The organism is Paraburkholderia agricolaris, assembly GCF_009455635.1.
In the GTDB taxonomy this organism is placed as follows: domain Bacteria; phylum Pseudomonadota; class Gammaproteobacteria; order Burkholderiales; family Burkholderiaceae; genus Paraburkholderia; species Paraburkholderia agricolaris.
In genome coordinates, this window is the sequence record NZ_QPER01000001.1 from 3,860,258 (window position 1) to 3,885,672 (window position 25,415).

Here is a 25,415-nt window from a genome sequence, read left to right on the forward strand (position 1 = left end):
CGCTCCCTTTAAAGCCAGTATGTAACGCGATGCCGGCACTTGCCGAGCATATACAGCGCCAATGCGGTTCCAACCACCGCCATTCCCGTGGCCCGAATCCAGATATCAGGCGCCGGCATCATACCAAGCAAGGGTTCACGCAAAAGTTCCAGAAGGTAGAAGAACGGATTGAGGTGAATCAGGTGTTGCCGCTCGGGGGATAACTGCTCAGCTTTCCAGATAATGGGCGTCACGAAGAACATGACCTGCACCAGATTACCGATCACCGGCTGCATGTCGCGATACCGCGTGCAAAAGATACTCGTGATAATGCCAATCCAAAAAAGATTGACTAGCACGAGGAGTATGGAAAACGGCAAAACCAACAGGCTCGCATTCAAATGGACCGGCAAAATCGCCCAGATGACGACAAAAACGATGATGTTGTGAGCAAGGATGATCGAGTGCCGGTACATCACTCGAAGCACGAACATCGAGAGCGGCAGCTTCATTTGCCGCAGGTAATTCGTCGAATTCGAAAACGCTTCTCCGAAATCGCCGATCTGTCCGGCAATAAAGCCCCAGAAAATCAATCCGAGTGCCAGGTGCGGGATAAAGGACGCAGCGTTATATCCAAACAGCGACCCGTACAGCGGCCCCATGGCGCCGATCATCACACCCATACTGATCGTCAGCCAGAACGGCCCCAGCAGCGAGCGGCGATAGCGTTGGCGGATATCCTGCATGCCGAGCGCGAGCCACAACTCGCGGCTACGCAAACCATCCCGGACATCATTTACGGCGTTCAAATACTTCACACTCGACGACTCGAAAGATCAGTCCGCTGGACTGTATTTGTTCAACTGGGAATGGAGCAAACAGAGTGTGGCGCCATTCGCCACACATTGAAATCAGCCGCCTGCACTACCCTGCTGCAGGTGGCGACTGCGCTCCTCTGCTCATCGTTCTTGCCGCGGGCTCAGCGAGGCTTATCACTTCGACGAACCGCCCTGAAGGCCTGAAACGGGGGACACACTGAAAGAAGCAATCCCCAAAATTATAGCCCGGCGAGTATCCCGCACATATATCACCTTGTCAACGCGTCGCGGTCGGCGCGAACCGGAGCCGCCTTCGCGTCTAACAATCGAAGCAACTTACCGTGCGTTGCAGGGCGTTGCGGGTTAAGAGCCCACATCCTGCCCACTCCGGAACAAATGCAGCGCCGCATACTGCAGCAGAATGATCGTTTTGCCATCCACAATCTCGCCGCTCTCAATCATCCGCAACGCTTCGTCGATCGATAGTTCGACCACCGAAATATCCTCACCCTCTTCCAGCAGGCCGCCGCCGGCCGCGATCTTGTCTTCCGGCGTATACGGCGCGACGAAACCGTACACCGTATGGGTCACGCAACCCGGCACCATCAACGCCTCGCACACCTTCTTTACCGAAGACACGCGATAGCCGGCTTCCTCCATGATCTCTTCGCGTACACGATCTTCCGGCGAAGCGCCGTCCAGAAAACCGGCTGCCGCCTCGAGCGTAAATCCGCTCGAACCCTGCAGGTAGGCAGGCAAACGGAATTGCCGCACCAGCACCACGGTACCGCGCGCAACGTCATAGAGCAGCCCGGCGGCACCGTCGTTCACGCTGTATATCTCGTTGGTGAGCAGTTGCGTGCTGCCGTCGCTACGGTCATATTCGTAGGTCAGCTTCTCCAGCCGCCGCCGTTCATTCGACAACGTTTCTCTGGCCGTCACACGAATACGCTCGCGGTCTGACATCTTCCTGCTCCTGCCTCAGATTTGAGTAAGCGGTGCACCGACGTTTGCCTGTACGGCACTCACCGCGCCGCCATGCAAAGACTCAACGCATCGCGCCAGTCCGGCGCACGAACGCCGAATGTGCTCGCAAGCTTGTCATTCGAAAGACGCGAATTGGCCGGTCTCGCGGCAGCAGTGGGATAGGACGCGGCGGGCAGCGGCATGACTCGAGGTTTCGCGGCCAGACCGGACAGCTCGAAAATAGCCTGCGCGAACCCATACCAGGACGTCTCGCCCGAAGCGGTCAAATGGTAGACGCCTGAATACGACGACCACCAGTCGTCCCAATCTCCCGCCCGTAGCGCTGCCGTCTGCGCAAGCACGTTTGAAGTCAGGGCCGCAATAGTATTCGCCCATGTGGGGGCGCCATACTGGTCGGCCACCACGCTTAGCTCGCTGCGCTCCGCGCCGAGGCGCAGCATGGTCAACAGGAAGTTTTTGCCGCGTGTTCCGTAGACCCAACTGGTGCGAAAAATCAGATGCGCGCAACCCGACTCGATAATCGCCTGTTCACCCTCGAGCTTGGTGCGCCCGTACACATTCTGCGGATTCGGCTCATCGTCTTCGACATACGCCGTGGCCTTCTTTCCGTCAAACACGTAGTCGGTTGAATAGTGGACAAGCGCAGCGCCAAGCCGCTTCGCCTCTTCGGCCAGCACACGAGGTGCGTCGAGGTTGAGCTGCGTAGCACCCGCCACGTCGGATTCCGCTGCGTCGACCGCCGTGTACGCGGCCGGGTTGACGATCAACGCCGGTTTGGTTGCGCGCACAACCTCGCGAATCTGCTGCGGGTCGCGCAGGTCCAACCGGCTGCGATCGAGCGCAACGATTTTGCCCAGCCCCTGCAAACTGCGTTGCAATTCGAAACCGACCTGACCGTTGGTGCCGGTCAGCAATACGACGCGCTGCTCGCTCATGGCCCGCCTCCCTCAGTCCGGCAATTCGGCGTCGGCCAAAAGCGGCGCGGCAGCGTCTTTCGTGGCCAGTAGCGCTTCACCGTCGAGCGGCCATTCGATCCCAATCTGCGGATCATCCCACCGCATGCAGCGCTCGTGTTCCGCAAACCAGTAGTCGGTCGTCTTGTAGAGGAACTCGGCCTGCTCCGACAACACGGCGAAGCCATGCGCGAAGCCAGCCGGAATCCACATCTGCCGCTTGTTCTCCGCGCTCAGCCGCTCGCCCACCCATTGACCGAAAGTCGGCGAGCCCTTGCGGATATCGACCGCGACGTCGAACACCTCGCCCGATACGACGCGCACGAGTTTGCCCTGCGGCCGCACGAGCTGATAGTGCAAACCGCGTACGACGTTCTTCGCGGACAACGAATGGTTATCCTGCACGAACTCGACGTTCACGCCGAGCGCCTGCGCAAATTCGTTCGCATTGAAACTTTCGAAGAAAAACCCGCGGGCATCCGCAAACACCTTGGGTTCGATGATTTTCACTTCCGGCAGCGAAGTCGGAATAACGTTGAGTTTCATGCGAGAGGATCCGAAACGAGCTTGAGCAAATATTTACCGTAGGCATTCTTCGCGAGGGGTCTCGCGAGCCGCTCGACCTGTTCCGCGCCGATCCAGCGCTGACGGAACGCCACCTCTTCAGGACACGCGACCACCAGGCCCTGGCGTTTCTGCAAGGTCGCGATAAAAGTCGCCGCATCGATCAGCGAATCGTGCGTGCCGGTATCGAGCCATGCATAGCCGCGGCCCATCAGCTCGACGCTGAGCCTGCCCGACTTCAGGTACGTCGAATTGACGTCGGTGATTTCGAGCTCGCCGCGCGCGGACGGCTTGATGTCGGCGGCGATGTCGCAGACGTCGCGATCGTAGAAGTAAAGACCGGTGACCGCGTAATTCGAGCGTGGCGTGAGCGGCTTTTCCTCGATCGACAGCGCGCGAAAATTCTTGTCGAATTCGACTACGCCGTATCGTTCGGGATCCTGCACGTGATACGCGAATACGGTTGCGCCGTCGGTGCGATGGTTCGCGTGGCCGAGCTGGGTCGCGAGGTCGTGGCCGTAGAAGATGTTGTCGCCAAGAATCAGCGCCGACGGATCATTGCCCACAAAATCGCGGCCAATGATGAACGCCTGCGCGAGCCCGTCCGGCGACGGCTGCACGGCGTACTGAAAATTCATTCCCCACTGGCTGCCGTCGCCGAGCATCGACGCGAAACGCGGTGTGTCTTCGGGTGTCGAAATGATCAGCACGTCGCGAATGCCGGCGATCATCAGCGTTGACAGCGGGTAGTAGATCATTGGCTTGTCGTACACCGGCAGGAGTTGCTTCGATACAACCTGCGTGATCGGGTACAAGCGAGTGCCGGAACCGCCGGCGAGAATAATGCCCTTGCGCGCCATCTCGAACCCCTTATGACCGTTGGGAGTAGTTCGTCTCGACCCACTTCCGATATTCGCCGGAAGCCACTTCGTCGACCCACGTCTGGTGGTCGAGATACCAACGAACTGTTTTCGCGAGTCCGGTCTCGAAGGTTTCCGCCGGCTTCCAGCCGAGTTCGCGTTCGAGCTTGCGCGCGTCGATCGCGTAGCGGCGGTCATGACCCGGACGGTCGGTCACATAGGTGATCTGGTCGCGGTACGAGGCACCCGCCTTCGGGCGCAGTTGATCGAGCAGGTCACACAGTGTATGTACAACGTCGAGGTTCTTCTTTTCGTTCCAGCCGCCGATGTTGTATGTCTCGCCCGGCGTGCCGCGCGCGAGTACTTCGCGGATCGCGCTGCAATGGTCGCCGACATATAACCAGTCGCGCACATTCTGACCGTCGCCATACACAGGCAGCGCCTTGCCGGCAAGCGCGTTGGCGATCATCAGCGGAATCAGTTTCTCGGGAAACTGATACGGACCGTAGTTGTTCGAGCAGTTCGTGGTGAGCACCGGCAGGCCGTACGTGTGATGGTAGGCCCGCACCAGATGATCGGAACCTGCCTTGGTGGCCGAATAGGGACTATTCGGCGCGTACGGCGTGGTTTCGGAGAATTGCGGATCGGTAGCGGACAGCGAGCCGAACACTTCGTCGGTCGACACATGCAGGAAACGGAATGCGGCCTTGTCGGCCTCGCCGAGCGTGTTCCAGTACCGACGAGCGGCTTCGAGCAAGGTAAAGGTGCCGACCACGTTGGTCTGCACAAAATCCGCCGGGCCATGAATCGAACGGTCCACATGGCTTTCGGCGGCAAAGTGCAGCACGGCGCGCGGCTTGTGCTCGGCGAAAAGCACGTCGAGCGCGGTGCGATCGCAGATATCGGCACGAACAAAGATATGGCGAGGATTGCCCTGCTGCGATTTGAGCGTGCCCAGATTGCCGGCGTAGGTCAGCTTGTCGACGTTCAATACCGCTTCGTCCGACGTACCGAGCCAGTCGAGCACGAAATTGGCGCCGATAAAGCCCGCACCGCCCGTTACCAGGATCATGAAATTTCCTTCTAGATGGTAGTGGCGGATCAACTCGGCCTGCTGATCCGTTCACCTCGCGTTGTGGTGTTCACTCTGTGTCGACGCCCGCGGCAACCCCTGCCCCTCGTGGACAGACGCTGAAACGCCGATCTTATTGAGTCACGATTATAAAGCCGCGCCGATGAAAACCCGAACCCTGGCAACCCGGAGCAGCCTGACAGAACCGCCTGGCTGTAAGGTGAGCGCAGGACGATTGGGCATCCGCCGCCGCAAATTTTCCTTAAGCCGCCAACATCCAGCGCAGCGTATCCATAAACGGAATGGCCTCGACCTTCGGCACCAGCGAACGCAGCTTGGCTGGCGACCCGGCCAGCATCTTCACGTCGGTTTGACGCACGAAAGCCGGATTGACCTGAATCTCGATCTCGTGCCCGGTCAGATCACTCGCCGCCGACAGAATCTCGCGCAGCGTGTACGGCGTGCCGGTGCAGACGTTGACCGTTTCGGCCGCGGCCGCCGAGTCGAGCAAAGCTTCATAGGCGCTCGCCACGTAGCGCACGTCCGAGAAATCGCGCGCCACGTCGATATTGCCGAGTTCGATAGCCGGTTCGCGCCGTGCAAAATGCTCGACGATCTTCGGCACGAGGAAATTGGATGCCTGCCCGCGGCCGGTGTAGTTGAACGGCCGCACGATCAGAATGGGCAGCCGGTCGAACCAGGTCCGGACCATTGTTTCCATCGCCGCCTTGCTGGCGGCATAGTGGTTCACCGGCGTGACCGGGAACGTTTCGTCGATAGCATCGCTTGTGACATTGCCGTACACGTTCGCGCTGCTCGCGATCAACAGCTTGCGGGGCGTATGGCCAACGGCTGCGCAGGCCTCCAGCAGATTCAGCGTACCGAGCACATTGACGCGATAAAAATCGAGCGGATCGTTATGGCCTACGAAGCTGATCGCCGCCAGATGCACGATGTAGTCGGGCCGCACGGTTTCGATCACACGCCGGCACATATCGGGCGACGTAATGTCGAGCCTGACGCGTGTCGGCGTTTCCGGTTCGTTACGCCCAGCCACGGTTTCAATCACGGTATGACCGCGGCCGAGCAGGTTGTCGACCAGATAGCGGCCCGTGAAGCCACTCGCCCCGGTGACGAGCGTGCGGATAGGTTGCTGTGCATGAATAGACGGCATGCTTTCTCCGTTCACGAGGGTCATCCTGTTGTGGTGCAATATCGCGCGCGCCGGCAGCGGTACGTCTGAGCTCACCCCGGGCAGCGCCGTTGCTGGCGGCTCCGGGCGGCGCATACTGCGATATCCGTGCTTCAAACGGGCTATTATGTCACGCTAACTTGCTGCACCGCCCAACGCGGCACGCCTTGTTCGTAACCGCGTGTATCGAACTGCACCGACTTCCGATGACATCCTCCACCGCCTCCACCTCTTCCACCACCGCTTCTGCCGCCACCGCCAGCGCCGTCCGGCAGCCGCACCCGCTGCCGCTCGCTTTCGGCGACCTGCAAGGCTGCCGCACGCCGTTCCAGCAGTTGCTGGCCAAAGCCGCGCCGCCCGCGGACACGCCGCTGTGGTTCGCCGGCGACCTGATCAACCGGGGTTCCGAATCGCTCGCCACGCTGCGCGACATCATCGCGCTGGGAGAGCGCGCAGTGCCGGTGCTGGGCAACCACGACCTGCATCTGCTGTCGGTGTCGGCGGGAATCCGCAAATCGAAGAAAGGCGACACGATCAACGACATTCTTTCCGCACCGGATGCCGCCGATCTGCTCGAATGGGTCCGCCACCGTCCGCTCGCGCATTTCGATAACGGCATGCTGATGGTCCATGCGGGCGTGCTGCCGCAATGGGACGCCGCGCTGACCATGGAGCTGGCCGACGAGTTGCAGCGGGCGCTGCGCGCGCCGAACTGGAAGGAAACGCTCGCGGGACTCTACGGCAATGAGCCGAATCGCTGGACACCCGGCCTCAAGGGCATCGAGCGGCTGCGCCTTACGTGCAGCGCACTGACGCGCATCCGCTTCTGCAATGCCGAAGGCGCAATGGATTTCAGCAGCAGTGGCGGCCTGAATTCCGCCCCTCCGGGCAGCATGCCGTGGTTCGACGTGCCGTCGCGCAAGACCGCGGACGTGACGATGGTGTTCGGCCATTGGGCCGCGCTCGGTTTGACCTTGCGCGACAATCTGATCGGGCTGGATTCCGGCTGCGTATGGGGCGAGAAGCTCTCCGCCGTGCGCCTCGCGCAAAATCCCGCGGAGCGCACGCTGACCCAGGTCGACTGCGAGACCTGCCGCGCGCCGGCCGGCGGCAACTAGAAAGCCGGCTTCTTAAACCGACCGGCTAAACCGACCGGCGAGACCGGTCAAGCCGACCGGCCGGACCGATCGGCGGGCTCGATCAACGCTGCCGGGGCGTTGGAAGCATTGGCGTCGTTAGCAGCGGCAGGCGAGGAAATCGACGCCGCGATCGCGGCACCGGAATTCGTCGCACCGCCCTGCATCTCCCGCAACGCCGCGGCAATCACCCTTTCCGCCTCGGCTGCCAGCGTACGCCGGTCCGCACCCGGCGCAAGCGCCGCGCCGACATACACGTGCGCGGTCAACGGGCCGCCGCGCAGCAACATATTCAGCGAGTCGGCCAGCGTCAGATCGTCGATATAGGCAGGCGCGGTGGATTGCCGGCCCTGCGCATCTTCGTACATGATGCACAGCGGCTGCACCGGTGCCGAGGCCGACACGGCGGCCTGGAACATATTCGCGTGAAACGGCAGCAGCGCCAGACCGTTCGACGTCGTCCCTTCAGGAAACACGCACATCAGCTCGCCCGCGCTCAGACGGTCGGACAGTTCGTGCATGATGCGCTTCGCGTCGCTGCGCTTCTCGCGCTGGATGAACACCGTATCCAATTGCTGCGCCAGCCAGCCGACCACCGGCCACTGCCGGATCTCGGCCTTCGAGACGAACGGTGTGGGCCGCCACGCATTGATCACATAGATGTCAATCCATGAGATGTGATTGGCGACCACCAGCGCGCCACGGTCGAGCCGTGCGCTGTCGTTATGCACGACGAGCTGCATGCCGCATAGACGCAGCATTTTCAGCGACCATTCGCGATTGAGTGTCAGCCGCCCTTCAGCGCCGGCTTTGTGAAAGCGCGTCGCGACGATCCACATGCCGTGCAGCAGATGCGCGATGAGACGGGCTTTGCGTAACGCGAGCTTCATTGTCGGAGCTTTCCGTAACTGGGCATTGCCGCGGATATTAGCGCTGTTCGAATGCAACGTGACCGGACACGATGGTCGCGCGCACACGCGCCGGCAGTTCATAGCCGAGGAACGGCGTGTTGTGTCCCTGGCTCTTCAGTGCGCGCGGTTCAACGCGCCAATATGCGTGGCGGTCGAACACACAAAGATCGGCGACCGAGCCCACGGCGATGCGGCCCGCCGCACCCAGCTTCAACACGTCGGCCGGCGCCGTGGTGATGCGGTTCAGCGCCTTGGCCAACGGCACGCGCGCCTCGTCGGCCCACTTGACCGTCAGCGACAGGAACAACTCGAGCCCGGTCGCACCAGGTGTGGCTTCGGCGAACGGCAGGAGTTTTTCGTCGTCGTCGACCGGCGTGTGGTCGGAGCAGATCGCGTCGATCGTGCCGTCGACGAGACCCGCGCGTATCGCTTCGCGATCGCGCTGCTGGCGCAACGGCGGATCGAGCCGGAATTGCGCGTCGAAGTAGCCAATGTCGAGGTCGATCAGATGCACATGGTTCACGGTGACGTCGCACGACACCGGCAAGCCTTCGGCCTTGGCCGCACGCATCAATTCGATGCCCGCCGCCGAGGACACATGCGACAGATGCACCCGTGCCCCCGTCACGCGAACCAGTTCGAAGATCGTATGCAGCGCGATCGTCTCAGCCGACACCGGCACGCCCGACAATCCAAGCCGCGACGCCAGCGCGCCGCTCGCGGCCACGCCACCCTTGCCGAGATAGGCATCGACCGGACGCAGCCACACCGTGAAGCCGTAGGTCTTCGCGTACTGCAGCGCACGCATCAGCACCTGCGTGTCGACCACCGGCACGTCGGCCTGCGAAAAGCCGATGCAACCCGCCTCCGTCAATTCAACCATCTCGGTGATGACCTGGCCTTTCAGACCGACGGTCAACGCGCCGAGCGGATACACATGCGCCTGGTTCAGATTGCGCGCGCGGAACTTGAGCATCTCGACGAGGCCCGGTTCATCGAGCGTCGGATCGGTGTCCGGCGGACACACCAGACTCGTCACACCGCCCGCGAGCGCGGCGGCCATTTCGGATTCGAGCGTCGCCTTGTGTTCGTAGCCGGGTTCGCGCAAGCGCGCGGACAGGTCGACCAGACCAGGCGCAATCGAGAGGCCTTTGGCATCGATCGTCTTCGCGGCATTGAAATCAGCGGGTGCGTTGCCAATGGCAACGATCTTGCCCGCCGCAATAAAAATGTCCTGCTGCTGTTCGGTGCCCGCTGCCGGATCGATCAGCGTGCCACCCTGAATATGAATCTTCATGCGCTGCCTTATTTTTAGTCGTGATTGCCGGCGACAATTCCCATCACCGCCATGCGCACCGCGATACCGAACGTCACCTGGTTCAGGATCACCGATTGCGGGCCGTCAGCCACCTGCGAATCGATTTCGACGCCGCGGTTCATCGGACCCGGGTGCATCACGATCGCGTCGGGTTTGGCGAGCGCAAGGCGCTCCGGCGTCAAACCCCAACTCTTGAAGTACTCCTGCGCCGACGGCAGCAGCGCGCCGCTCATCCGCTCGTTTTGCAGACGCAGCATGATGATCACGTCGACGTCTTTCAGGCCTTCGTCGAGGTTATGGAATACGCGCACGCCCATCTGCTCCAGGCCACCCGGCAACAGCGTGCGCGGACCGATTGCGCGCACTTCCGGCACGCCAAGCGTGGTCAGCGCATGAATGTCCGAACGCGCGACCCGCGAATGCAGAATGTCGCCGACAATCGCCACGCGCAGATTGGTGAAATCCTTCTTGTAGTGGCGAATCGTGTACATGTCGAGCAGACCCTGGGTCGGGTGTGCGTGACGGCCGTCGCCGGCGTTGATCACATGCACGTGCGGTGCGCAGTGCTGGGCGATCAGATACGGTGCGCCGCTCGACGCATGGCGCACGACGAACATATCGGCATGCATCGCCGAGAGATTGTTGATCGTGTCGAGCAGCGACTCACCCTTGCTCGTCGAAGAAGCATTGATGTTCAGATTCAGCACGTCCGCCGACAAACGCGTCGCGGCGATTTCGAAGGTCGTGCGCGTGCGCGTCGAGTTCTCGAAGAACAGATTGAACACCGACTTGCCGCGCAACAGCGGCACTTTCTTCACTTCGCGATCGGTCACGCTGACGAACTGGTCGGCGGTATCGAGAATGTGATTGACGATCGCCTTCGGCAAGCCTTCGATCGACAACAGATGTTTGAGCTCGCCGTTTTTCGTGAGCTGCGGATTGCCCTTCAGAAAGCCATAGCGGAAGCGCTCGGTGGCGCCTTCGGCTGAATCCTGGGAGGCCTGGGTGGCGGTGTTCATGGTGTACCTGCTTATTGCTCAATGCGGCTCAATGCGGCTCGATGCGCAAAGCCGCGTTCAATCGACGCGGGCTTCGGTGTGAAAGGTGAAACGCTGATTGCCGTGCGCGCCGCCCTCTTCGCGGCTCAGCACGAGCGTCGTCTCGGCGGGCACTTGCACCACGCCGCCGACGAAGCGGGCCGCCACCGGCAACTCGCGTCCACCGCGATCCGCCAGCACCGCCAGTTCGACCGATGCCGGCCGCCCGTAGTCGTACAGTTCGTTCAGTGCCGCGCGAATCGTGCGGCCGGTGTATAGCACGTCGTCCACCAGCACGATGCGGCGCTTGTCCACGGAAAACGGCAGTGAGGTCGGGCTCGCCTGCGAGTGCAAGCCTTTTTTAGCGTAATCGTCACGATGTAGCGCGACATTCACTACGCCGAAGCTCGGCACGTGCAGGTCGCGCGCGAGGCGCTCGGCAAGCCACGCGCCACCACTGTAAATACCGGCCAGCACGGCGCCTTCCGCACTGTCTGGCCCGGCGCCGAGCTTGTCGCCATAGGCAGCACGAATCTGCTCGAGCAAAGCGCTGTAGAGCGCTTCGGCGTCAATGGAACTCATGATCGTCGGAAAGTCCGTCTAGATATTGCTGGAGAATAATGCTGGCGGCTTCGGCGTCGAGCATGTCGGCGCGGCCGTTACCGGCGCGAATTTCCGCCTTCGCTTCGACTGACGAATAACGCTCGTCGATCCACGTCACCGGCAGATTGAAGCGGCCATTCAGCTGATTGCCGAAGCGCTTCGCGAGTTGGGTCATTTCGTGCGGCGTGCCGTCCGGGTGCATCGGCAAGCCGACCACCAGCGCGTCCGGCTTCCATTCGGCGATCAGCTTGCCGATCGCCTCGAAACGGTATTCGCGGCTGCGGTTCTGCACGATCACGAGCGCCCGTGCACTGCGGGTGAGCGAGTTGCCCACCGCCACGCCGATCCGCTTTTCACCATAGTCGAACGCAAGCAGCGTCGCCTCACGTCCGGCCGGCGGACTCATACGTTACCTTTCATGCGTGACCTGCTTCGCCCGACAGCATCGACAGCGAAATACCGAGCAGCGCGAGCGCGGCTTCCAGACGTTGTTCGGCAGGCACGTCGAAAACGATTTTCGGGTCGGCTTCAACCGTGAGCCAGCCGTTCTTGGAAATCTCTTCCTCGAGTTGACCCGCGGCCCAGCCGGCATGACCGAGCGTGAGCAGGAAGCGTTCCGGACCGGTGCCGCTCGCGACGGCTTCGAGCACGTCTTTCGAGGTGGTCATTTCAAGGCCGCCCGGCACCGACATGGACGACGTGTACGCATTGCCGTCTTTCGGATCGTGCAGCACGAAGCCACGCTCGGTTTGCACCGGGCCACCGAAATACACGGGCACATGAAGAAGGGGTTCGATCTCGAGCTTGAGATCGATGCGACTGAAGAGCGCTTCAAGATCGATATCGGTCGGCCGGTTGATCACGAGGCCGAGCGCACCGCGCTCACTGTGATCGCAAAGGTAGACCACCGTTCCTGAAAACGTGGGATCGGCCATGCTCGGCATGGCGATCAGGAACTGGTTGGTCAGATTGATGCGATCGGTACTCTTGGACATAGTTCGAATTTTAGCAAAGACGATGCAGGATGGCGGGCTTTGAGCGCTGGACCGCAATGTGCGCGATGAAGAGCGCCGCGAGCCATCGACGGCGAATCAAGTTGCACTCTATCACGCACGCAGGCCTTGTCCACGGTGCGTTAGGGGTGTTTTGCGACACGCTGGGCGCGCGCCGCCGGGTCCGAACCTTGCTCCCCGTGGCGGCCGGCAGAGGATGCTTGCCGGCGCACGGGACAGGCTGCCAATTGTGCCAATTGCGCCGCCGCTCAGGCGCCGCCCTGCTCGATCGCGCGCGTCAATGCGGCCAGCGCGGTGTTACTGCCGGTCGGCGCGACGCCGGCAGCAACTTTGTGCAGCATCGCGCGCAACGCCTCGGCAGCCTGCTCGAGCGTGCTCGCCGCAGGTGCTCCGACGATGACGTGGGAGCGCACTGCCGGCGTGGAAACGCCGGCATGCGCGCGGCGGCGCCACGCCAGCCCGAGCGCGTCGGCTACCACCGCCACGTGGCCAAGGCCCAGCGCGCACGCGGCAGCGCCGAGCCGGTAGGCGGCATCGCCCGCCTGCAGCGCTTCGCTCGGATCGGCTTTCTCGGGCTGATCGGCCGCGCGGGCGTGTTCGGTCAGCGCCGAAATCGACGCATCCGCCGTCTGCAGGAAATCTTCATAAGCGTGCGCGTTGACGGTCAGCACGCCCAGCTCACGCGTCAGCGAACTGCGAGTCGCGCTGATCGCCTGCGCCTGCACGGCGCCCGCCTCCCAAAGCATTTCGGATGCCTGCGTGCCGGCGACATGCCAATCGACCGTCAGGCCGTAGTCGTGTAGCACTTCGACCTGATCGGCATCTTCCGCTGCAGCGCCGAATAGCGCGTAGTCGCGCCACAGCAGCGCCAGCGTCGCGCGCACCAGCGAACGCGGCGCGCGCTCGATGCCGCGTGCGTGATCGGCCAGCGTGAGATTGCAGCGCGCATAGAAACGCCGCGCGTCGGCTTCTCCGGTAGCGCGGCCGCTGACGCGCAGCGCCTTCGCGCACGCTTTGGCGAGACGCCAGAAATCGTAGGGATCCGGGCCGGCGAGTTCGGACAGGACTGCGTCCAGTTCGTCGAGCGCGGCATTGGTGAACGCAAGCGCGGCACCGCTGTTATCGGGCTGCGCGCGCAACACGGGCAGCAGCGCGCGCTCATAGCGCGCCCGCAAATGAGCCAGTTGATCCACGGGCTGAGCGTGCAGCGACACCGGCGGTACCGGACGTGAGGTCAGCGCGAGGTCTTCGAACGCGGCGGTTGAACCTGGCGTGTGCTCCGACAGATGGGTGCAGAGCGCGCGATAGTGCCTGAACAGAGTGGGCGAGCAGGATAGCTCGTGCAGATTGTGACGCTCGAGCGCCGCGCGGAAATCGCGCAACGCCGCACCGAACACGGACCGCGCGTTGTCCGCGTCTGCCGGGTTCGCCGGACTCTCCTCGTCGGCCAAAGGCGAAAGCCGCACCAGTGCGTCCGCGAAGCGCTGCGCGCTCAGCCAGCCTGCCTCGCGCAACGCGTGCGACGCACGCAATAACGCCGAGGTGCTCTCGCTATGTTGCTCGAACGCCAGCAGCGCTTCGGCCAGCGCCAGCTCTGCGGAACGGACAGCGCCGCCGCGCGGATTCGGCAAGGCATCGAAGGAATCAGGTGCAGCGGATCGAAGAGTCATGGGCTGGCGACAGGAAGCTGACGGGCCGCCGCCCGGCGCTGCACGAGAAACTGATCGGCTAACGCGCGAACTGGCGACAGAACAATGACAGACTACCGCTGCGACACGGTGCAACCGGGGACGTTCCGCATCGACGCGTCGGGGCGGCGTTCCGAACGCACGAATCGCGTTCGATCCGGGCGGCACCGTCTGCAAAGCGCCGCGCGGCGGACGCACGACATGGCGCCCAGTCAGACAACGCCGGGCACCGCCGTTTGCCCCTCGAATCTCAGATCTGGACCATCTCGAAGTCTTCCTTGCGCGCTCCGCATTCCGGGCAGGTCCAGTTAATGGGAACGTCCTCCCAGCGAGTGCCCGGCGCAATGCCTTCGTCCGGCAAACCGGCTTCTTCGTCGTAAATCCAGCCGCAAATCAGGCACATCCAGCTTTGATATTCCATTCTTGTGTCGCGTCGTAGAGTCCGTGGAAACGGGAGCCATGATGGTACCGTGTTGCCGCCCCAATGCCTAGCAATCAGAAACGCGCAAATCGCAGCGTGCGACGGCCTTCGGCGATGCCGGGCGGGTCGCTGCGTGGCACGCTTGCGGCGTAGTGCCACTGCATGACCGATTCGTCCCTGCGCCCGGATTTGCCGCCTGCTCGCCAGATAGCCGCTGCCGGCTTGCAGCCGGACATCGAAGAATGCGAAAAAACGCCTTCATGACAGTTTAGGCCGCATAATTGAGTCGATTGCGCACCGTCTGCGCCTAAATACAGCCCCTTTTTGCAAATTTTCATGCCCAGCGACACGCCTCCGATCGTCCTCACCTTCGGCCTTTCCGATCCCACCGGCGGCTCCGGCCTGCAAGCCGACCTGATGACGCTTGCCAGCATGGGTTGCCATGGCGTCTCCGTACTCACCGGCTATACCGTGCGCGACTCGGCAAGCTGCGACGAAGTCACCGGGCTCGACCCTGAAGTGGTCGCGACCCAGGCTCGGATGCTGCTCGAAGATATGCCGATCGCCGCGTTCAAGGTCGGCGCATGCACGCGTGCGGAAGTGGTGAGCGCGATTGCCGAGGTGGTCGCCGATTACGACGATATCCCGCTGATCCTCGCGCCCGACTTCACGCTCGACGACGAACACGTGCTCGCCGCCGACGAACTACGCGAAGCGATTGCCGACTTGCTGGCGCCGCAAACCACCCTGCTGGTCGCCGATTCGGCCACGCTGCTCGCGCTCGCCCAACCGGACGGCGACGCCGAGGCGCCAAGCCTCGACGCAGCGATCTCGCATTTGCTGTCGCAAGGTTGCGAGTACATTCTGTCGACGGAAACCGGCACGCACCGGCTCGTCAATACGCTGTTCAGCGAAGACGGCCAACTTCGCCAGGATATGTGGGACCGCGGCAGTCACAGGATCATGGGCATCACGGACACGCTCGGTTCCGCGATTGCGGCGTTGCTGGCCAATGGCCAGGAACCGGCCGAAGCCGTGCGCGAAGCACAGGAGTACCTGTATCAGGCAGTGCGCAGCGCATTTCGGCCAGGAATGGGCGCGTATATGCCGGATCGCTTCTTCTGGGCCCGCAGCAGCGACGACGATACGCCGCCGGCAGCGGGTAAGGACGCGGCGCCAGGTGAAGCGCGTCATTAAAATTCGACGCGAAGCACCAGCGGCATGAGCGACAAGCGCATGGCGAGCATTACAGCCGTCACCAGGCAGCGCCCATTAAAAACCCGCATTTCTGCGGGTTTTTCTTTTTGAACAATCCTCTGGCCGCCCTTTCGGGCGCATACCCACTTTCAAACTTGTAATCAAACGTTACAACGAACGTTTTATCGTCAGGTTAGACTTTCGATTCGTAATTCTGTCATATAGCTCTATGTCGTCGCCGACGCCCATTCCCTTACCAGCCGGTGCTTCGGACGACTCCCGCGCCTTCCTGCAACGCTGCCGCGGCGAAGTTACCACCCGCGACAGGATGCAAATGTTCCGCCACAAGCCGGTTACGATCTGGCTGACGGGATTGTCCGGGGCGGGCAAATCAACCATCGCTTTCGAACTCGAGCAGCAGCTCGTAGCGCTAGGCCACGCGTGCTATGTCCTCGACGGCGACAATGTCCGCCACGGCTTGGCAAGCGATCTTGGCTTTGACAGCAAAGACCGGCGTGAAAATATTCGCCGGGTGGCGCACGTGGCGCAATTGATGAACGACGCGGGCCTGATCGTCATTACGGCTCTGATCTCGCCCATGCGCGAAGACCGGGCAATGGCGCGCGAAATCATCGGCCCCGGCAATTTCATCGAAACCTACCTGTCGGCCTCTGTCGACGCTTGCTCCCGCCGCGATCCAAAAGGTCTCTATGCCAAAGCCCGGAATGGCGAGATTCCGTCGTTCACCGGAGTATCGGCGCCCTATGAGGTCCCAACCGGTCCCGAGCTGAATATAGACACCACAACGCTGACGCCGGCCGAAAGCGTTGGGAAACTGTTCGCCTACTTGCACGACAACTGCCTGACGGATCCCTGCTGCGCAGCGCGCACGCAATATTGAGCGTTCCTCAGAGCAGCACCGCTCGCCCCAAAAGCAAAAACCCGCATTTCTGCGGGTTTTTGCTTTTGAGAAGCACGCCTCGCGGCGCACTTCCCCATGTGTTTCGAACTGAGCCTCTCATGAGAGGCCCAACCGAAATTACATGTCCATGCCCATGCCGCCCATGCCGCCGGGCATACCGCCGCCCATCGGAGCATCTTCCTTCGGCAGTTCGCAAACCGCTGCGTCGGTGGTCAACAGCAGGCCAGCGACCGAAGCTGCGTTTTGCAGCGCCGTACGCGTGACCTTCGTCGGGTCCACGACACCTGCGTCAACCAGGTCGACGTACTCGCCGGTTGCTGCGTTGTAGCCGTAGTTGCCCTTGCCTGCTGCAACTGCTGCCACCACGACGCTGGCTTCTTCGCCGCCGTTCGTGACGATCTGGCGCAGCGGTTCTTCCATTGCGCGCAGAACGATCTTGATACCTGCGTCTTGATCAGCATTCGCGCCCTTCAGGCCAGCGATTGCCGTGCGAGCGCGGATCAGTGCGACGCCGCCGCCAGCCACGATGCCTTCTTCCACAGCTGCGCGCGTTGCGTGCAGTGCGTCTTCGACACGTGCCTTCTTTTCCTTCATTTCGACTTCGGTCGCAGCGCCAACCTTGATCACTGCAACACCGCCTGCCAGCTTGGCAACGCGTTCTTGCAGCTTTTCACGGTCGTAGTCCGACGTAGCTTCTTCGATTTGCGTGCGAACTTGCTTCACGCGCGCTTCGATCGTTGCAGCTTCGCCAGCGCCGTCGATGATCGTCGTGTTTTCCTTGCCCACTTCGATACGCTTTGCTTGACCCAGTTCGGCCAGCGTTGCCTTTTCGAGCGTCAGGCCGGTTTCTTCAGCGATAACTTGACCGCCGGTCAGGATCGCGATGTCTTCCAGCATGGCTTTACGACGATCGCCGAAGCCCGGAGCCTTGACAGCAACAGTCTTCAGGATGCCGCGGATGTTGTTCACAACCAGCGTTGCCAGTGCTTCGCCTTCGACGTCTTCTGCGATGATCAGCAGCGGACGGCCAGCCTTGGCGACTTGTTCCAGAACCGGGAGGAGGTCACGAATGTTCGAAACCTTCTTGTCGTGCAGCAGCACGAACGGGTTTTCGAGCACAGCAACTTGCTTGTCCGGGTTGTTGATGAAGTACGGCGACAGGTAGCCGCGGTCGAATTGCATACCTTCGACAACGTCCAGCTCGTCTTGCAGCGACTTGCCGTCTTCAACCGTGATGACGCCTTCCTTGCCGACCTTGTCCATTGCTTCAGCGATACGGTCGCCGATCGACGAGTCGCTGTTTGCCGAAATCGCGCCAACTTGAGCGATTTCCTTGTTGGTCGTGCACGGCTTGCTGATCTTGCGCAGTTCTTCGATCGCGGCCGTCACAGCCTTGTCGATACCGCGCTTCAGGTCCATCGGGTTCATGCCCGATGCAACGTACTTCATGCCTTCGCGGACGATCGACTGAGCCAGGACCGTTGCGGTCGTGGTGCCGTCACCTGCGTTGTCGCTGGTCTTGGAAGCAACTTCCTTGACCATTTGCGCGCCCATGTTCTGGAGCTTGTCTTTCAGTTCGATTTCTTTCGCGACCGAAACACCATCCTTCGTGACCGTCGGGCCGCCGAAGCTGCGTTCCAGGACAACGTTGCGACCCTTCGGGCCCAGCGTGACCTTCACAGCGTTCGCGAGGATGTTCACGCCTTCAACCATCTTGGCACGGGCGGAATCACCGAATACGACGTCTTTAGCTGCCATCTTCTAACTCCTTGAATTCTTGGGATATAACCGGGTAAGTAGCGATTTTCTCGCTTACTTCTGCACCACGGCCATGATGTCTTCTTCGCGCATCACGAGCAGTTCGTTGCCGTCGACCTTAACGGTCTGGCCTGCGTACTTGCCGAACAGGACGCGGTCACCAACCTTCACGTCGAGTGCGATTTGTGCACCCTTGTCGTCACGCTTGCCCGGGCCGACTGCCAGGATTTCGCCTTGATCCGGCTTTTCCGCTGCGGCTTCGGGGATCACGATGCCCGACGCAGTCTTGGTTTCTTGATCCAGACGTTTGACGATCACGCGATCATGCAAAGGACGAAGGTTCATACATACTCCTCTCTTGATTGAGACTGAAGAACGCTGAGAAAACCCGGCTGGCTAAGCCAACCGGCGATGTTGTTAGCACTCTCGTGCAGCGAGTGCTAATTATATGGACGGGTGGTGACAAATTCAAGAAGGGATGTGGAGATCGATGCTGGTGTCGAGATTCGCTCAACTTTGAACTTTGTTCGCTTAAGTCTGAACTCTTAGCCGCGCACGATCGCCACAATGATATTAAATATCTTTTAAAACAATGGCTTATTGTTCCCCTAGCTGATTCACAGCGTCGCGCGCGCAGTGCAACTGCACGGTCCTCAGTGACGACATCTGTTCGCAAGTCCTAGTGACTCAGGCCAAATTTAGGGAAAACCCCACCAGAGGTCGCAATCGCTGCTCTCCTTCAGGCAGATCGAAGAACACGATCCGGCACGGCGCGTGCCGGTGCGGTGACCCCGAGTTCACGTGCTCAATCAAGTCGTCGCCGAGCAATGCGATAGCAGCTGCATAAAGATACTGAGTTGAGGCAGGTTCCAGCTAAAAGCTGAGCAGGGTCGCTCGCGTTCGCGCGTGGGCTGAGGGCTGTTTTCCACCCGGTTATTGAACCGCGCGCTGGCTTTGACGAAAACGTGCTTGACGTGAGCCAGTTCGGGGATCTCGGCTTTCGCCGCCGGATAGCCGCGCAGCTGCTCGGTCACGATCTTGCGCGGCGCCTCAGTACACGAGGCAAGCACGTGCTTGAAAAACCGCTTCGCTGCAGCCTTGTCACGGCGCTGCTGTAGCAAGATGTCGAGTTCGGCACCGTGTTGATCGACGGTGCGCCACAACAGGTAAGGCTCTCCGCGTAGCGTCACAAATACTTCGTCAAGGTGCCACGTGGTGCCGGGCCTGCGACGCAGCGCTTTCACATGGTGTGCGAAGCACGCACCGAACTTATCGCACCAGCGTCGGACCGTTTCGTAGCTGACGATAACCCCACGCTCGAACAGCAGTTCCTCGACATCACGCAGGCTGAGCTGAAACCTGAAATACCAGCGTACGGCGCAACTGATGACTACCGTCGGAAAGCGATGACCGTGGTAAAGCCAGTTCGCATTCTTCATCCCACGAGCTTACTCGGCCATCTCCTCAACGTGACAGTGCCCATGGCCGCGTTGCTCGGAATGAGATTAACTGACGGCTCAATGAATCTGGGGCCGGATAATGGCGTCTTTCGGAGGCGTCCGATCTGTTAGCGTCTCGTCGGTTGGCTCCAGCGCATCGATGCTCGTGTCGGTACGGTTAAGCATCGTGCGGGCCTTGTTCATATCGAGCGCCCCCTCCCATCGAGCGACCACAATCGTCGCCACCCCATTACCGATCAGGTTCGTGACTGCACGTGCTTCGTTGAGGAAGCGATCAACACCTAACAGAAGCACCAGCCCAGACACCGGGATTTTATGCATCGAGGCCAGCGTGGCTGCCAGCGCGACGAATCCGGCCCCCGCCACACCCGCAGACCCTTTGGACTTACCGACGCGCTGACTTCTCCTCGCTGGGTTCGCAACTGTTCTGCAGGTGCCCTTTCAGAGACTGCTATCGAACTGTGAGGTAACGACGGGTGCGTTGCTCCGTTTGGAGACACGATGACATGAACGGAGAAATGTGACGCGACAGCCCAAAAGTCTCTCATCAACGCAGTGTCGATCGTGGAGTGCAACAGCAGGTTAACCTCCGATTCGGCAAGTAATGGCACTCGGCACCCTGTTGCTTGAGAAAGACCTCGATAGAGCGGGGCGTCAGGCAAAAATAAGGAGACCATCGTCCAGGTATGCACGAACAACCCGAGATTCTCGTCAAGTACAGAATCTGAGAAAAGCCAGCGCACATAAGATTGTGCCCATCCCGCCAACCCGGGTGGCAATCTGCGCGAACGGCATCAGCGTCATACGGTTGGCGGCCGTCAGAATCGCAACATCGCCACCACCACCGAGTCCGCTATGGCAGGCGTTGATAATCGCCGCCTCAACGGGATACATACCGAGCCGCCGACCGCAAACAAAGCCAACCACAATTAGCGTGATGACCGTAGCGACAATCGTCGCGATGTTGGCCAGCGTGATCGCTGCCATTAGTTTGTCCCACGGCGTCCAGAATGCACCGATCCCGAACAGCAGCGGGAATGTAGTAACTCGAGCAAAAAAACGATGTAGTTGATGAGCCCCCGTATGCAGCGTGCCGGACACCCCGTTGGTAAGCTTGAGAGCAAGTGCCAACAACAGCATTGCCACAGCTCCCGGAAAATCCGTCCACCGCTGGATGACCATGCCGACGAAATAGAGGGCGATGCCGGTATAGCCTGCGTAACAGAGGCTGCGAATATCGAAGGTGTCGGTTTCGATCTTTGTTGACGTCGCAGGTTCGTCGGCTGAAGAAGCATCGATTCGCCCGTTACCCGTCAGGTGCGGCCGTTTCTTGGTATACGCATTGAGCAAACCACAGCAAATGATCGCGCACAGATTGGCGAGCATGATCACTGGGATGACTCTTGCAAGAACCTCACCTTGCGTAGTGTGCATGAGCAGGGCGTAGCCGATCGATAGCGGAATCGCACCTTCGCCCAGACCACCAGCCATAATCGGCACGGCAATAAAGAAAATAATCTCATGAACACTCAAGCCAAGGGCCGATCCGACGGCGAGCGCGGCAAACATGGCGGCGATCGATCCAAATAACAGTGGCACGAAGATCTTCGCAAAGCCTTTGATGAGTTGTTGCCGGTTCATGCTTAGAATGCTGCCGACTACCACGGCAAGCACGAACAGCGAGAGAGGATTGTCATTCTTCCAGAACGCCGCTATCGGCGCCAGGAGAGGCTCTGGTATGAGCTTGTGATAGACCAGATAGGACGGAACAAAGCCAGCGAGAAGGACCGGGCCACCAAGCATACGCAACAACGGAATTCGCGACCCTAATTCTGCAAGGAGAAACCCCGATACCGAGAGCACGGCGATCACGGTAGTCAGATCGCGTGGTAGCGACTTTGTATAAGCGTCAATCAACAACGCAGCGAAGATGGCTATAAATGCGGGGGCCGGTACGAGCCCGATTGACGCGCCAAACATGCTTGATATCCACGCCGGCAGAGTCCGCCGACGAGCCCTTCTGCCCGGGGACGTCTCCACCCGGGGCTTGCACAATTTGGCGTCCAGCATGATGTCTCCATGAATATTTATGTTTTGTTTACTCGAGGCGCTTCAACTCACAGAAACACCGTCCAGGTAACGCAGCGCTCTTGCCACGACAGGCGCGTCTATCATCCGCCCGTCAACCGTCGTCACGGCTTCCCCCGCTTCGGCTGCGCGACGCTGCGCTTGTACTACCCGACGAGCCCACGCGAGCTGATCGGCACTCGGACTGAATCCGGTATTCAAGGTTGCTATCTGATCGGGATGAAGGGCGACGCTACCCGAAAACCCTAGCGCGCGCGACGTACGTACAAGTTCCGTGTAAGCCGCGGCGTCCGAGAATCCCGCAACGCTTCCGGCAAGACCAATCGCAGGCAGTCCATATGCGCTCGCCGCAATCACCACTTGCTGCGCGGGGAATCGCAATGCTTCGGTCGTGGGTTCAATCCCCATTGCAGCGCTGAAATCCTCTGACCCGAAAGCGATAGCCGCGAGATGGTTCGAGGACTGTGCAATTTTTTCCACTGAAAGCAGCGCTTTTGGTGTTTCGATCGTGGGTATAAATCTCACGCCACACAGATCAGCTGGCGCTCGCTTGCGCCAAAGCGATTCTGCATACTGCACATCTTCACCATCTTCTACTTTTGGGAGCATGATGGCGGCGATCACCTGCATCGGAATCGACGCCATATCCAGTTCGAGCAGATCACGTGCCGCATTGACCCGCACGATGACCGTCGCGCCCTCATCGCTTAGAGTGCGAGCAGCAGCTGCAGCCAGACGGCGGGCTTCGTCCTTGCGATTCGACGCCACCGAATCTTCAAGGTCGAGTATCAATGCGTCGGCGCCTCGCCGCACAGCCTTAGCGAAATGGCGTTCGGCCGTAGCAGGCAAAAAAAGCAGGGATCGCAGCCGGGTTAGAGACATTCGACGATCCCTTTGCGAATGAATACATCAATCGCTTCGCTCTCAACGCCCGCGGCGGACAATATCTCACGCGAATGCTCTCCCAGCTTCGGCGCCATGTGCCGGACCACGCCGGGCGTACGGCTCATCCTCGGCGTAGGTTGATGCATGAACACCGCTCGGTCTGTCCCGCCTTGTTGCTTCACGAAGGCGTGACGCTCAACGATATGGGTGTCTGCGACCAGTCCTTCGACGTCGTAGATCGGACCGACGGTGATACTCCTATTCCGGAAATAGGCCAGACATTCCTCACGTGACCGCCCCGAGACGAAAGCATTGATATAGGTATCAATCTCCGCATCGCGCCCCAGTCGTCCGGCATTCGAGCGAAAATCTGGATCTGATTCATAAAGTTCGCCGCATCCGATCGCGATGAATACGCGCTCGGCCATTTTCTCCGTCGAACCCGACAGCGAAATCCACTTTCCGTCACCGCACCGGAACACGCCGCGGGGAGACGCGATCTTGGTGCGTGGATCAGGCAGCACTCCCGTTCTCGCCCACGCAGTTGCTTGTGGTCCCATCACAGCAAGCATCGGTTCAAGCAGTGAAAGATCGATGACCTGACCCCGACCGTCGCCCTGCTCGACCTGTCGGAGTGCCGCCATCGTGGCGAACGCCCCCGTCAAACCGGCAACCATGTCGGCAAGCGCCATATTCGGCAGCGTCGGCTTGCCGTCTATCGTCATATGGCTATTTGCGAAACCGCACATGCCTTCAATGAGACTGCCGAAGCCGGGCAGCCCGCTATACGGCCCAGTCTGCCCCCATCCGGATACGCGGACAATCACGAGCCTGTCATACCGATCCAGCAGTTCATCAGGAGCAAGCCCCATGCTTTCGAGCGTGCCCGGCTTGAAGCTTTCCACCAGCACATCAGCAAGCTCGAGCAGCGACAGAAGAATCTCGCGCGCAGCGTCGGAACGCAAGTTCAGCGACAGGCTTCGTTTGTTGCGACCGTAGACCTGCCACCACGAGTCGAATGACTCGTCGCTGCCGGGTGCACATGAGAGCCAGTGGCGCAACGGATCGCCCGTACCAATCGCCTCGACCTTGATCACCTCGGCACCGAAATCCGCTAACTGGAGCGTTAGCATGTTGCCGGCCACCAGCCGGCTGAGATCCACTACGCGAAGACCGGCAAGCGGCGCCTGTGTGTTACGGGGCTTTGTCTCATTCATTGATGTTTTCGTTTCTCGCATGCCAGGGGCACTATCGTATCGACTGCCTCCTGCAGCCGAACTGGCGTTCTCGCTTCGACCTATCGTTTCGCCGATACAATGAGTCCGGACCGAAAGATATGGCTCACCGCTCGCCAGAAGCACCCGGCGTCACCAGCCATTGCAGGATAGATCGAAACAATTTGCTACGTCAAATTATTTTATTTGCTATGACAAACAAAATGGAAGAACCCGTACTGGCTGAGGAGTCAATTCCTGAGGACCTCCTGACATTCCGGTTTTCGGTGCTGTCGCAGCTACTCGCACGTGTCGTCGAGGCATCGGTATCAGAAAAGCTTGGCCTGTCGGCTCGTCAGTGGCGCTTCCTGATGACGCTCAATCGCATCGGAAAGTCGACCTCTGGCGAAATCGCGCAGTTCTCCCATCTCGACTACAGCCAGGTTAGCCGAGCCGGCGCCGAACTGGTCAAGAAGGAACTGGTCGTATACGTAGTTGACGCCAAAGACAAACGCAAGGCGTACGTCAGTCTGAGTTCCAAAGGCAAGCGACTGATCGCAAAAGGCCTGGGGCGTGCGTTGGAGCGCCAGGCAAGACTTAAGGGCGCGCTAACGGCCGAAGAATATCAACTGCTCGGCTCCATCCTCACCAAGCTCACGGCGGAGGCCCGCCAGATGCTGACGAACGAGAAATCAGAAATTAAATGAGGTCGAAACCCGGTAGCTATCTGCTACGCGATGTGCCACACGAGTCGCTTGCATTGCCGGGTATTTCTAGTTTGTCCTTCGGAAATGACAGCAGACCTTGACTAGTCGCGCGATTTCTTCAGCCACGGCGTTGGCACCCTCCGCTCGATGCAAGACGTAATAGTCAACCGATGGCGGTGCAGGCTCCGTCCTGGCGATCTGCAGCGTTCCGCGTGAGATGTCCTGTTTGAAATAATCGAGCGGCAGCGCGCTGATACCTAACCCTGCCGCGGTCAACTGCCCAATGACTGGCAGACTGTTGGTCCGAAGCGCCTCTTTCGTCGATACACCATGTTCCCTGAGCCAGTCTTCATGCAGCTTGGCAACAGCGGACGTCGGAGACTGCATGAGTAGCGGGTACCCGTAGATGTAGATCTTGAGCATCACGCCTGGGTGATACGACGGGCGGCCCGTGATCGCCGGTGTGGTACCGCTGAAACCAGGGTCCGCAAGGTCCAACTCGTCGACGAAGGCGTCTATGACTCTGACCGGGTTGTCCTGTCCGATCTAGTCATCGACACATTCGGGAAGTAGTGCGACCTGCCTGCGGTCATCGCCTTCAACGAATCGCTTCATGAGTCACCCGGTCTCAG

Annotated in this window: 24 protein-coding genes and 3 pseudogenes; 4 read left to right on the forward strand and 23 right to left on the reverse strand. The window is 60.4% G+C overall.

Annotation, left to right across the window (positions count from 1 at the left end):
* Positions 1-8: 8 nt before the first annotated feature.
* The 7 genes from GH665_RS16930 to GH665_RS16960 all read right to left on the reverse strand — a co-directional run bounded on the left by GH665_RS16930 (position 9) and on the right by GH665_RS16960 (position 6,407).
* On the reverse strand, positions 9-797 hold the full coding sequence (locus tag GH665_RS16930) for an ABC transporter permease (RefSeq protein WP_246216233.1): 789 nt from the start codon (positions 795-797) through the stop codon (positions 9-11).
* 363 nt (positions 798-1,160) lie between these two features.
* Positions 1,161-1,763, reverse strand: a complete 603-nt coding sequence (locus GH665_RS16935) for an NUDIX hydrolase (protein WP_153136877.1) — start codon at positions 1,761-1,763, stop codon at positions 1,161-1,163.
* 59 nt (positions 1,764-1,822) lie between these two features.
* The gene (rfbD, locus tag GH665_RS16940) at positions 1,823-2,719 is read right to left on the reverse strand and encodes a dTDP-4-dehydrorhamnose reductase (RefSeq protein ID WP_153136879.1); all 897 of its coding nucleotides are present in this window, start codon (positions 2,717-2,719) and stop codon (positions 1,823-1,825) included.
* 12 nt (positions 2,720-2,731) lie between these two features.
* Positions 2,732-3,283: a dTDP-4-dehydrorhamnose 3,5-epimerase gene (gene rfbC / locus GH665_RS16945; RefSeq protein WP_153136881.1), complete on the reverse strand. Its 552-nt coding sequence runs from the start codon at positions 3,281-3,283 to the stop codon at positions 2,732-2,734.
* Positions 3,280-4,161, reverse strand: coding sequence for a glucose-1-phosphate thymidylyltransferase RfbA (rfbA, locus tag GH665_RS16950; protein ID WP_153136883.1), 882 nt, complete (start codon positions 4,159-4,161; stop codon positions 3,280-3,282). The genes rfbC and rfbA overlap by 4 nt, the downstream gene beginning before the upstream one ends.
* A 10-nt stretch (positions 4,162-4,171) precedes the next feature.
* The gene (gene rfbB, locus GH665_RS16955; RefSeq protein ID WP_153136885.1) at positions 4,172-5,233 is read right to left on the reverse strand and encodes a dTDP-glucose 4,6-dehydratase; all 1,062 of its coding nucleotides are present in this window, start codon (positions 5,231-5,233) and stop codon (positions 4,172-4,174) included.
* 262 nt (positions 5,234-5,495) lie between these two features.
* Positions 5,496-6,407 carry a GDP-mannose 4,6-dehydratase gene (locus GH665_RS16960; protein WP_153136887.1) on the reverse strand — a complete coding sequence of 304 codons (912 nt, stop codon included), beginning with the start codon at positions 6,405-6,407 and terminating at the stop codon, positions 5,496-5,498.
* Positions 6,408-6,631: 224 nt separating this feature from the next.
* On the opposite strand from GH665_RS16960, the gene GH665_RS16965 reads away from it, so the two are divergent.
* A complete protein-coding gene (locus GH665_RS16965) occupies positions 6,632-7,543 on the forward strand; it encodes a symmetrical bis(5'-nucleosyl)-tetraphosphatase (protein ID WP_153136890.1) in 912 nt (303 codons plus the stop codon).
* A gap of 47 nt (positions 7,544-7,590) precedes the next feature.
* Here the strand turns inward: GH665_RS16965 and GH665_RS16970 are convergent, their stop codons facing one another.
* The 8 genes from GH665_RS16970 to GH665_RS17005 form a co-directional block, all read right to left on the reverse strand.
* Positions 7,591-8,451, reverse strand: coding sequence for a lysophospholipid acyltransferase family protein (locus tag GH665_RS16970; RefSeq protein ID WP_153136892.1), 861 nt, complete (start codon positions 8,449-8,451; stop codon positions 7,591-7,593).
* 37 nt (positions 8,452-8,488) lie between these two features.
* A complete protein-coding gene (locus GH665_RS16975) occupies positions 8,489-9,769 on the reverse strand; it encodes a dihydroorotase (RefSeq protein ID WP_153136893.1) in 1,281 nt (426 codons plus the stop codon).
* Between the two features lie 14 nt (positions 9,770-9,783).
* Entirely contained in the window at positions 9,784-10,809 is a 1,026-nt protein-coding gene (locus GH665_RS16980; RefSeq protein WP_144192863.1) for an aspartate carbamoyltransferase catalytic subunit, read from the reverse strand.
* A 57-nt stretch (positions 10,810-10,866) separates the two neighbouring features.
* A complete protein-coding gene (pyrR, locus tag GH665_RS16985; RefSeq protein ID WP_153136895.1) occupies positions 10,867-11,409 on the reverse strand; it encodes a bifunctional pyr operon transcriptional regulator/uracil phosphoribosyltransferase PyrR in 543 nt (180 codons plus the stop codon).
* A complete protein-coding gene (gene ruvX / locus GH665_RS16990; protein ID WP_025496511.1) occupies positions 11,396-11,836 on the reverse strand; it encodes a Holliday junction resolvase RuvX in 441 nt (146 codons plus the stop codon). Before ruvX ends, pyrR begins: the two co-directional genes overlap by 14 nt.
* Before the next feature lie 10 nt (positions 11,837-11,846).
* Complete coding sequence (locus GH665_RS16995; RefSeq protein ID WP_025496512.1) at positions 11,847-12,425, reverse strand: YqgE/AlgH family protein; 579 nt, start codon at positions 12,423-12,425, stop codon at positions 11,847-11,849.
* Positions 12,426-12,691: 266 nt separating this feature from the next.
* Positions 12,692-14,113 carry a FimL-related protein gene (locus GH665_RS17000; protein WP_153136898.1) on the reverse strand — a complete coding sequence of 474 codons (1,422 nt, stop codon included), beginning with the start codon at positions 14,111-14,113 and terminating at the stop codon, positions 12,692-12,694.
* 268 nt (positions 14,114-14,381) lie between these two features.
* Positions 14,382-14,552, reverse strand: coding sequence for a rubredoxin (locus GH665_RS17005; protein WP_006047743.1), 171 nt, complete (start codon positions 14,550-14,552; stop codon positions 14,382-14,384).
* A 336-nt stretch (positions 14,553-14,888) separates the two neighbouring features.
* Between GH665_RS17005 and GH665_RS17010 the strand changes: the two genes are divergently transcribed.
* Together GH665_RS17010 and cysC are read left to right on the forward strand one after the other, a co-directional pair.
* Positions 14,889-15,749, forward strand: a complete 861-nt coding sequence (locus GH665_RS17010) for a hydroxymethylpyrimidine/phosphomethylpyrimidine kinase (protein ID WP_025496515.1) — start codon at positions 14,889-14,891, stop codon at positions 15,747-15,749.
* Positions 15,750-15,978: 229 nt separating this feature from the next.
* A complete protein-coding gene (gene cysC / locus GH665_RS17015; RefSeq protein WP_153136900.1) occupies positions 15,979-16,650 on the forward strand; it encodes an adenylyl-sulfate kinase in 672 nt (223 codons plus the stop codon).
* Positions 16,651-16,788: 138 nt separating this feature from the next.
* Here the strand turns inward: cysC and groL are convergent, their stop codons facing one another.
* From groL to GH665_RS17050, 7 genes and pseudogenes are all read right to left on the reverse strand, one after another.
* Positions 16,789-18,429 carry a chaperonin GroEL gene (groL, locus tag GH665_RS17020; RefSeq protein ID WP_090532067.1) on the reverse strand — a complete coding sequence of 547 codons (1,641 nt, stop codon included), beginning with the start codon at positions 18,427-18,429 and terminating at the stop codon, positions 16,789-16,791.
* A 54-nt stretch (positions 18,430-18,483) separates the two neighbouring features.
* On the reverse strand, positions 18,484-18,774 hold the full coding sequence (gene groES, locus GH665_RS17025) for a co-chaperone GroES (protein ID WP_007178996.1): 291 nt from the start codon (positions 18,772-18,774) through the stop codon (positions 18,484-18,486).
* Positions 18,775-19,304: 530 nt separating this feature from the next.
* A pseudogene (locus GH665_RS17030) lies at positions 19,305-19,868 on the reverse strand (IS6 family transposase); the annotation flags it as partial.
* 78 nt (positions 19,869-19,946) lie between these two features.
* Positions 19,947-20,273, reverse strand: a pseudogene (locus GH665_RS17035) (cation:dicarboxylate symporter family transporter); the annotation flags it as partial.
* Positions 20,274-20,600: 327 nt separating this feature from the next.
* Positions 20,601-21,869 carry a 2-hydroxycarboxylate transporter family protein gene (locus tag GH665_RS17040; protein ID WP_153136903.1) on the reverse strand — a complete coding sequence of 423 codons (1,269 nt, stop codon included), beginning with the start codon at positions 21,867-21,869 and terminating at the stop codon, positions 20,601-20,603.
* Between the two features lie 132 nt (positions 21,870-22,001).
* Positions 22,002-22,859, reverse strand: a complete 858-nt coding sequence (locus tag GH665_RS17045) for an HpcH/HpaI aldolase/citrate lyase family protein (protein WP_153136905.1) — start codon at positions 22,857-22,859, stop codon at positions 22,002-22,004.
* Entirely contained in the window at positions 22,850-24,079 is a 1,230-nt protein-coding gene (locus GH665_RS17050; protein ID WP_153136907.1) for a CaiB/BaiF CoA transferase family protein, read from the reverse strand. Before GH665_RS17050 ends, GH665_RS17045 begins: the two co-directional genes overlap by 10 nt.
* Positions 24,080-24,198: 119 nt before the next feature.
* Here GH665_RS17050 and GH665_RS17055 point away from each other — a divergent pair, with 119 nt between their 5' ends.
* Positions 24,199-24,783 carry a MarR family winged helix-turn-helix transcriptional regulator gene (locus tag GH665_RS17055; protein ID WP_167530955.1) on the forward strand — a complete coding sequence of 195 codons (585 nt, stop codon included), beginning with the start codon at positions 24,199-24,201 and terminating at the stop codon, positions 24,781-24,783.
* Between the two features lie 66 nt (positions 24,784-24,849).
* Here GH665_RS17055 and GH665_RS39440 read toward each other — a convergent pair.
* Positions 24,850-25,398, reverse strand: a pseudogene (locus GH665_RS39440) (LysR substrate-binding domain-containing protein).
* Positions 25,399-25,415 lie beyond the last annotated feature (17 nt).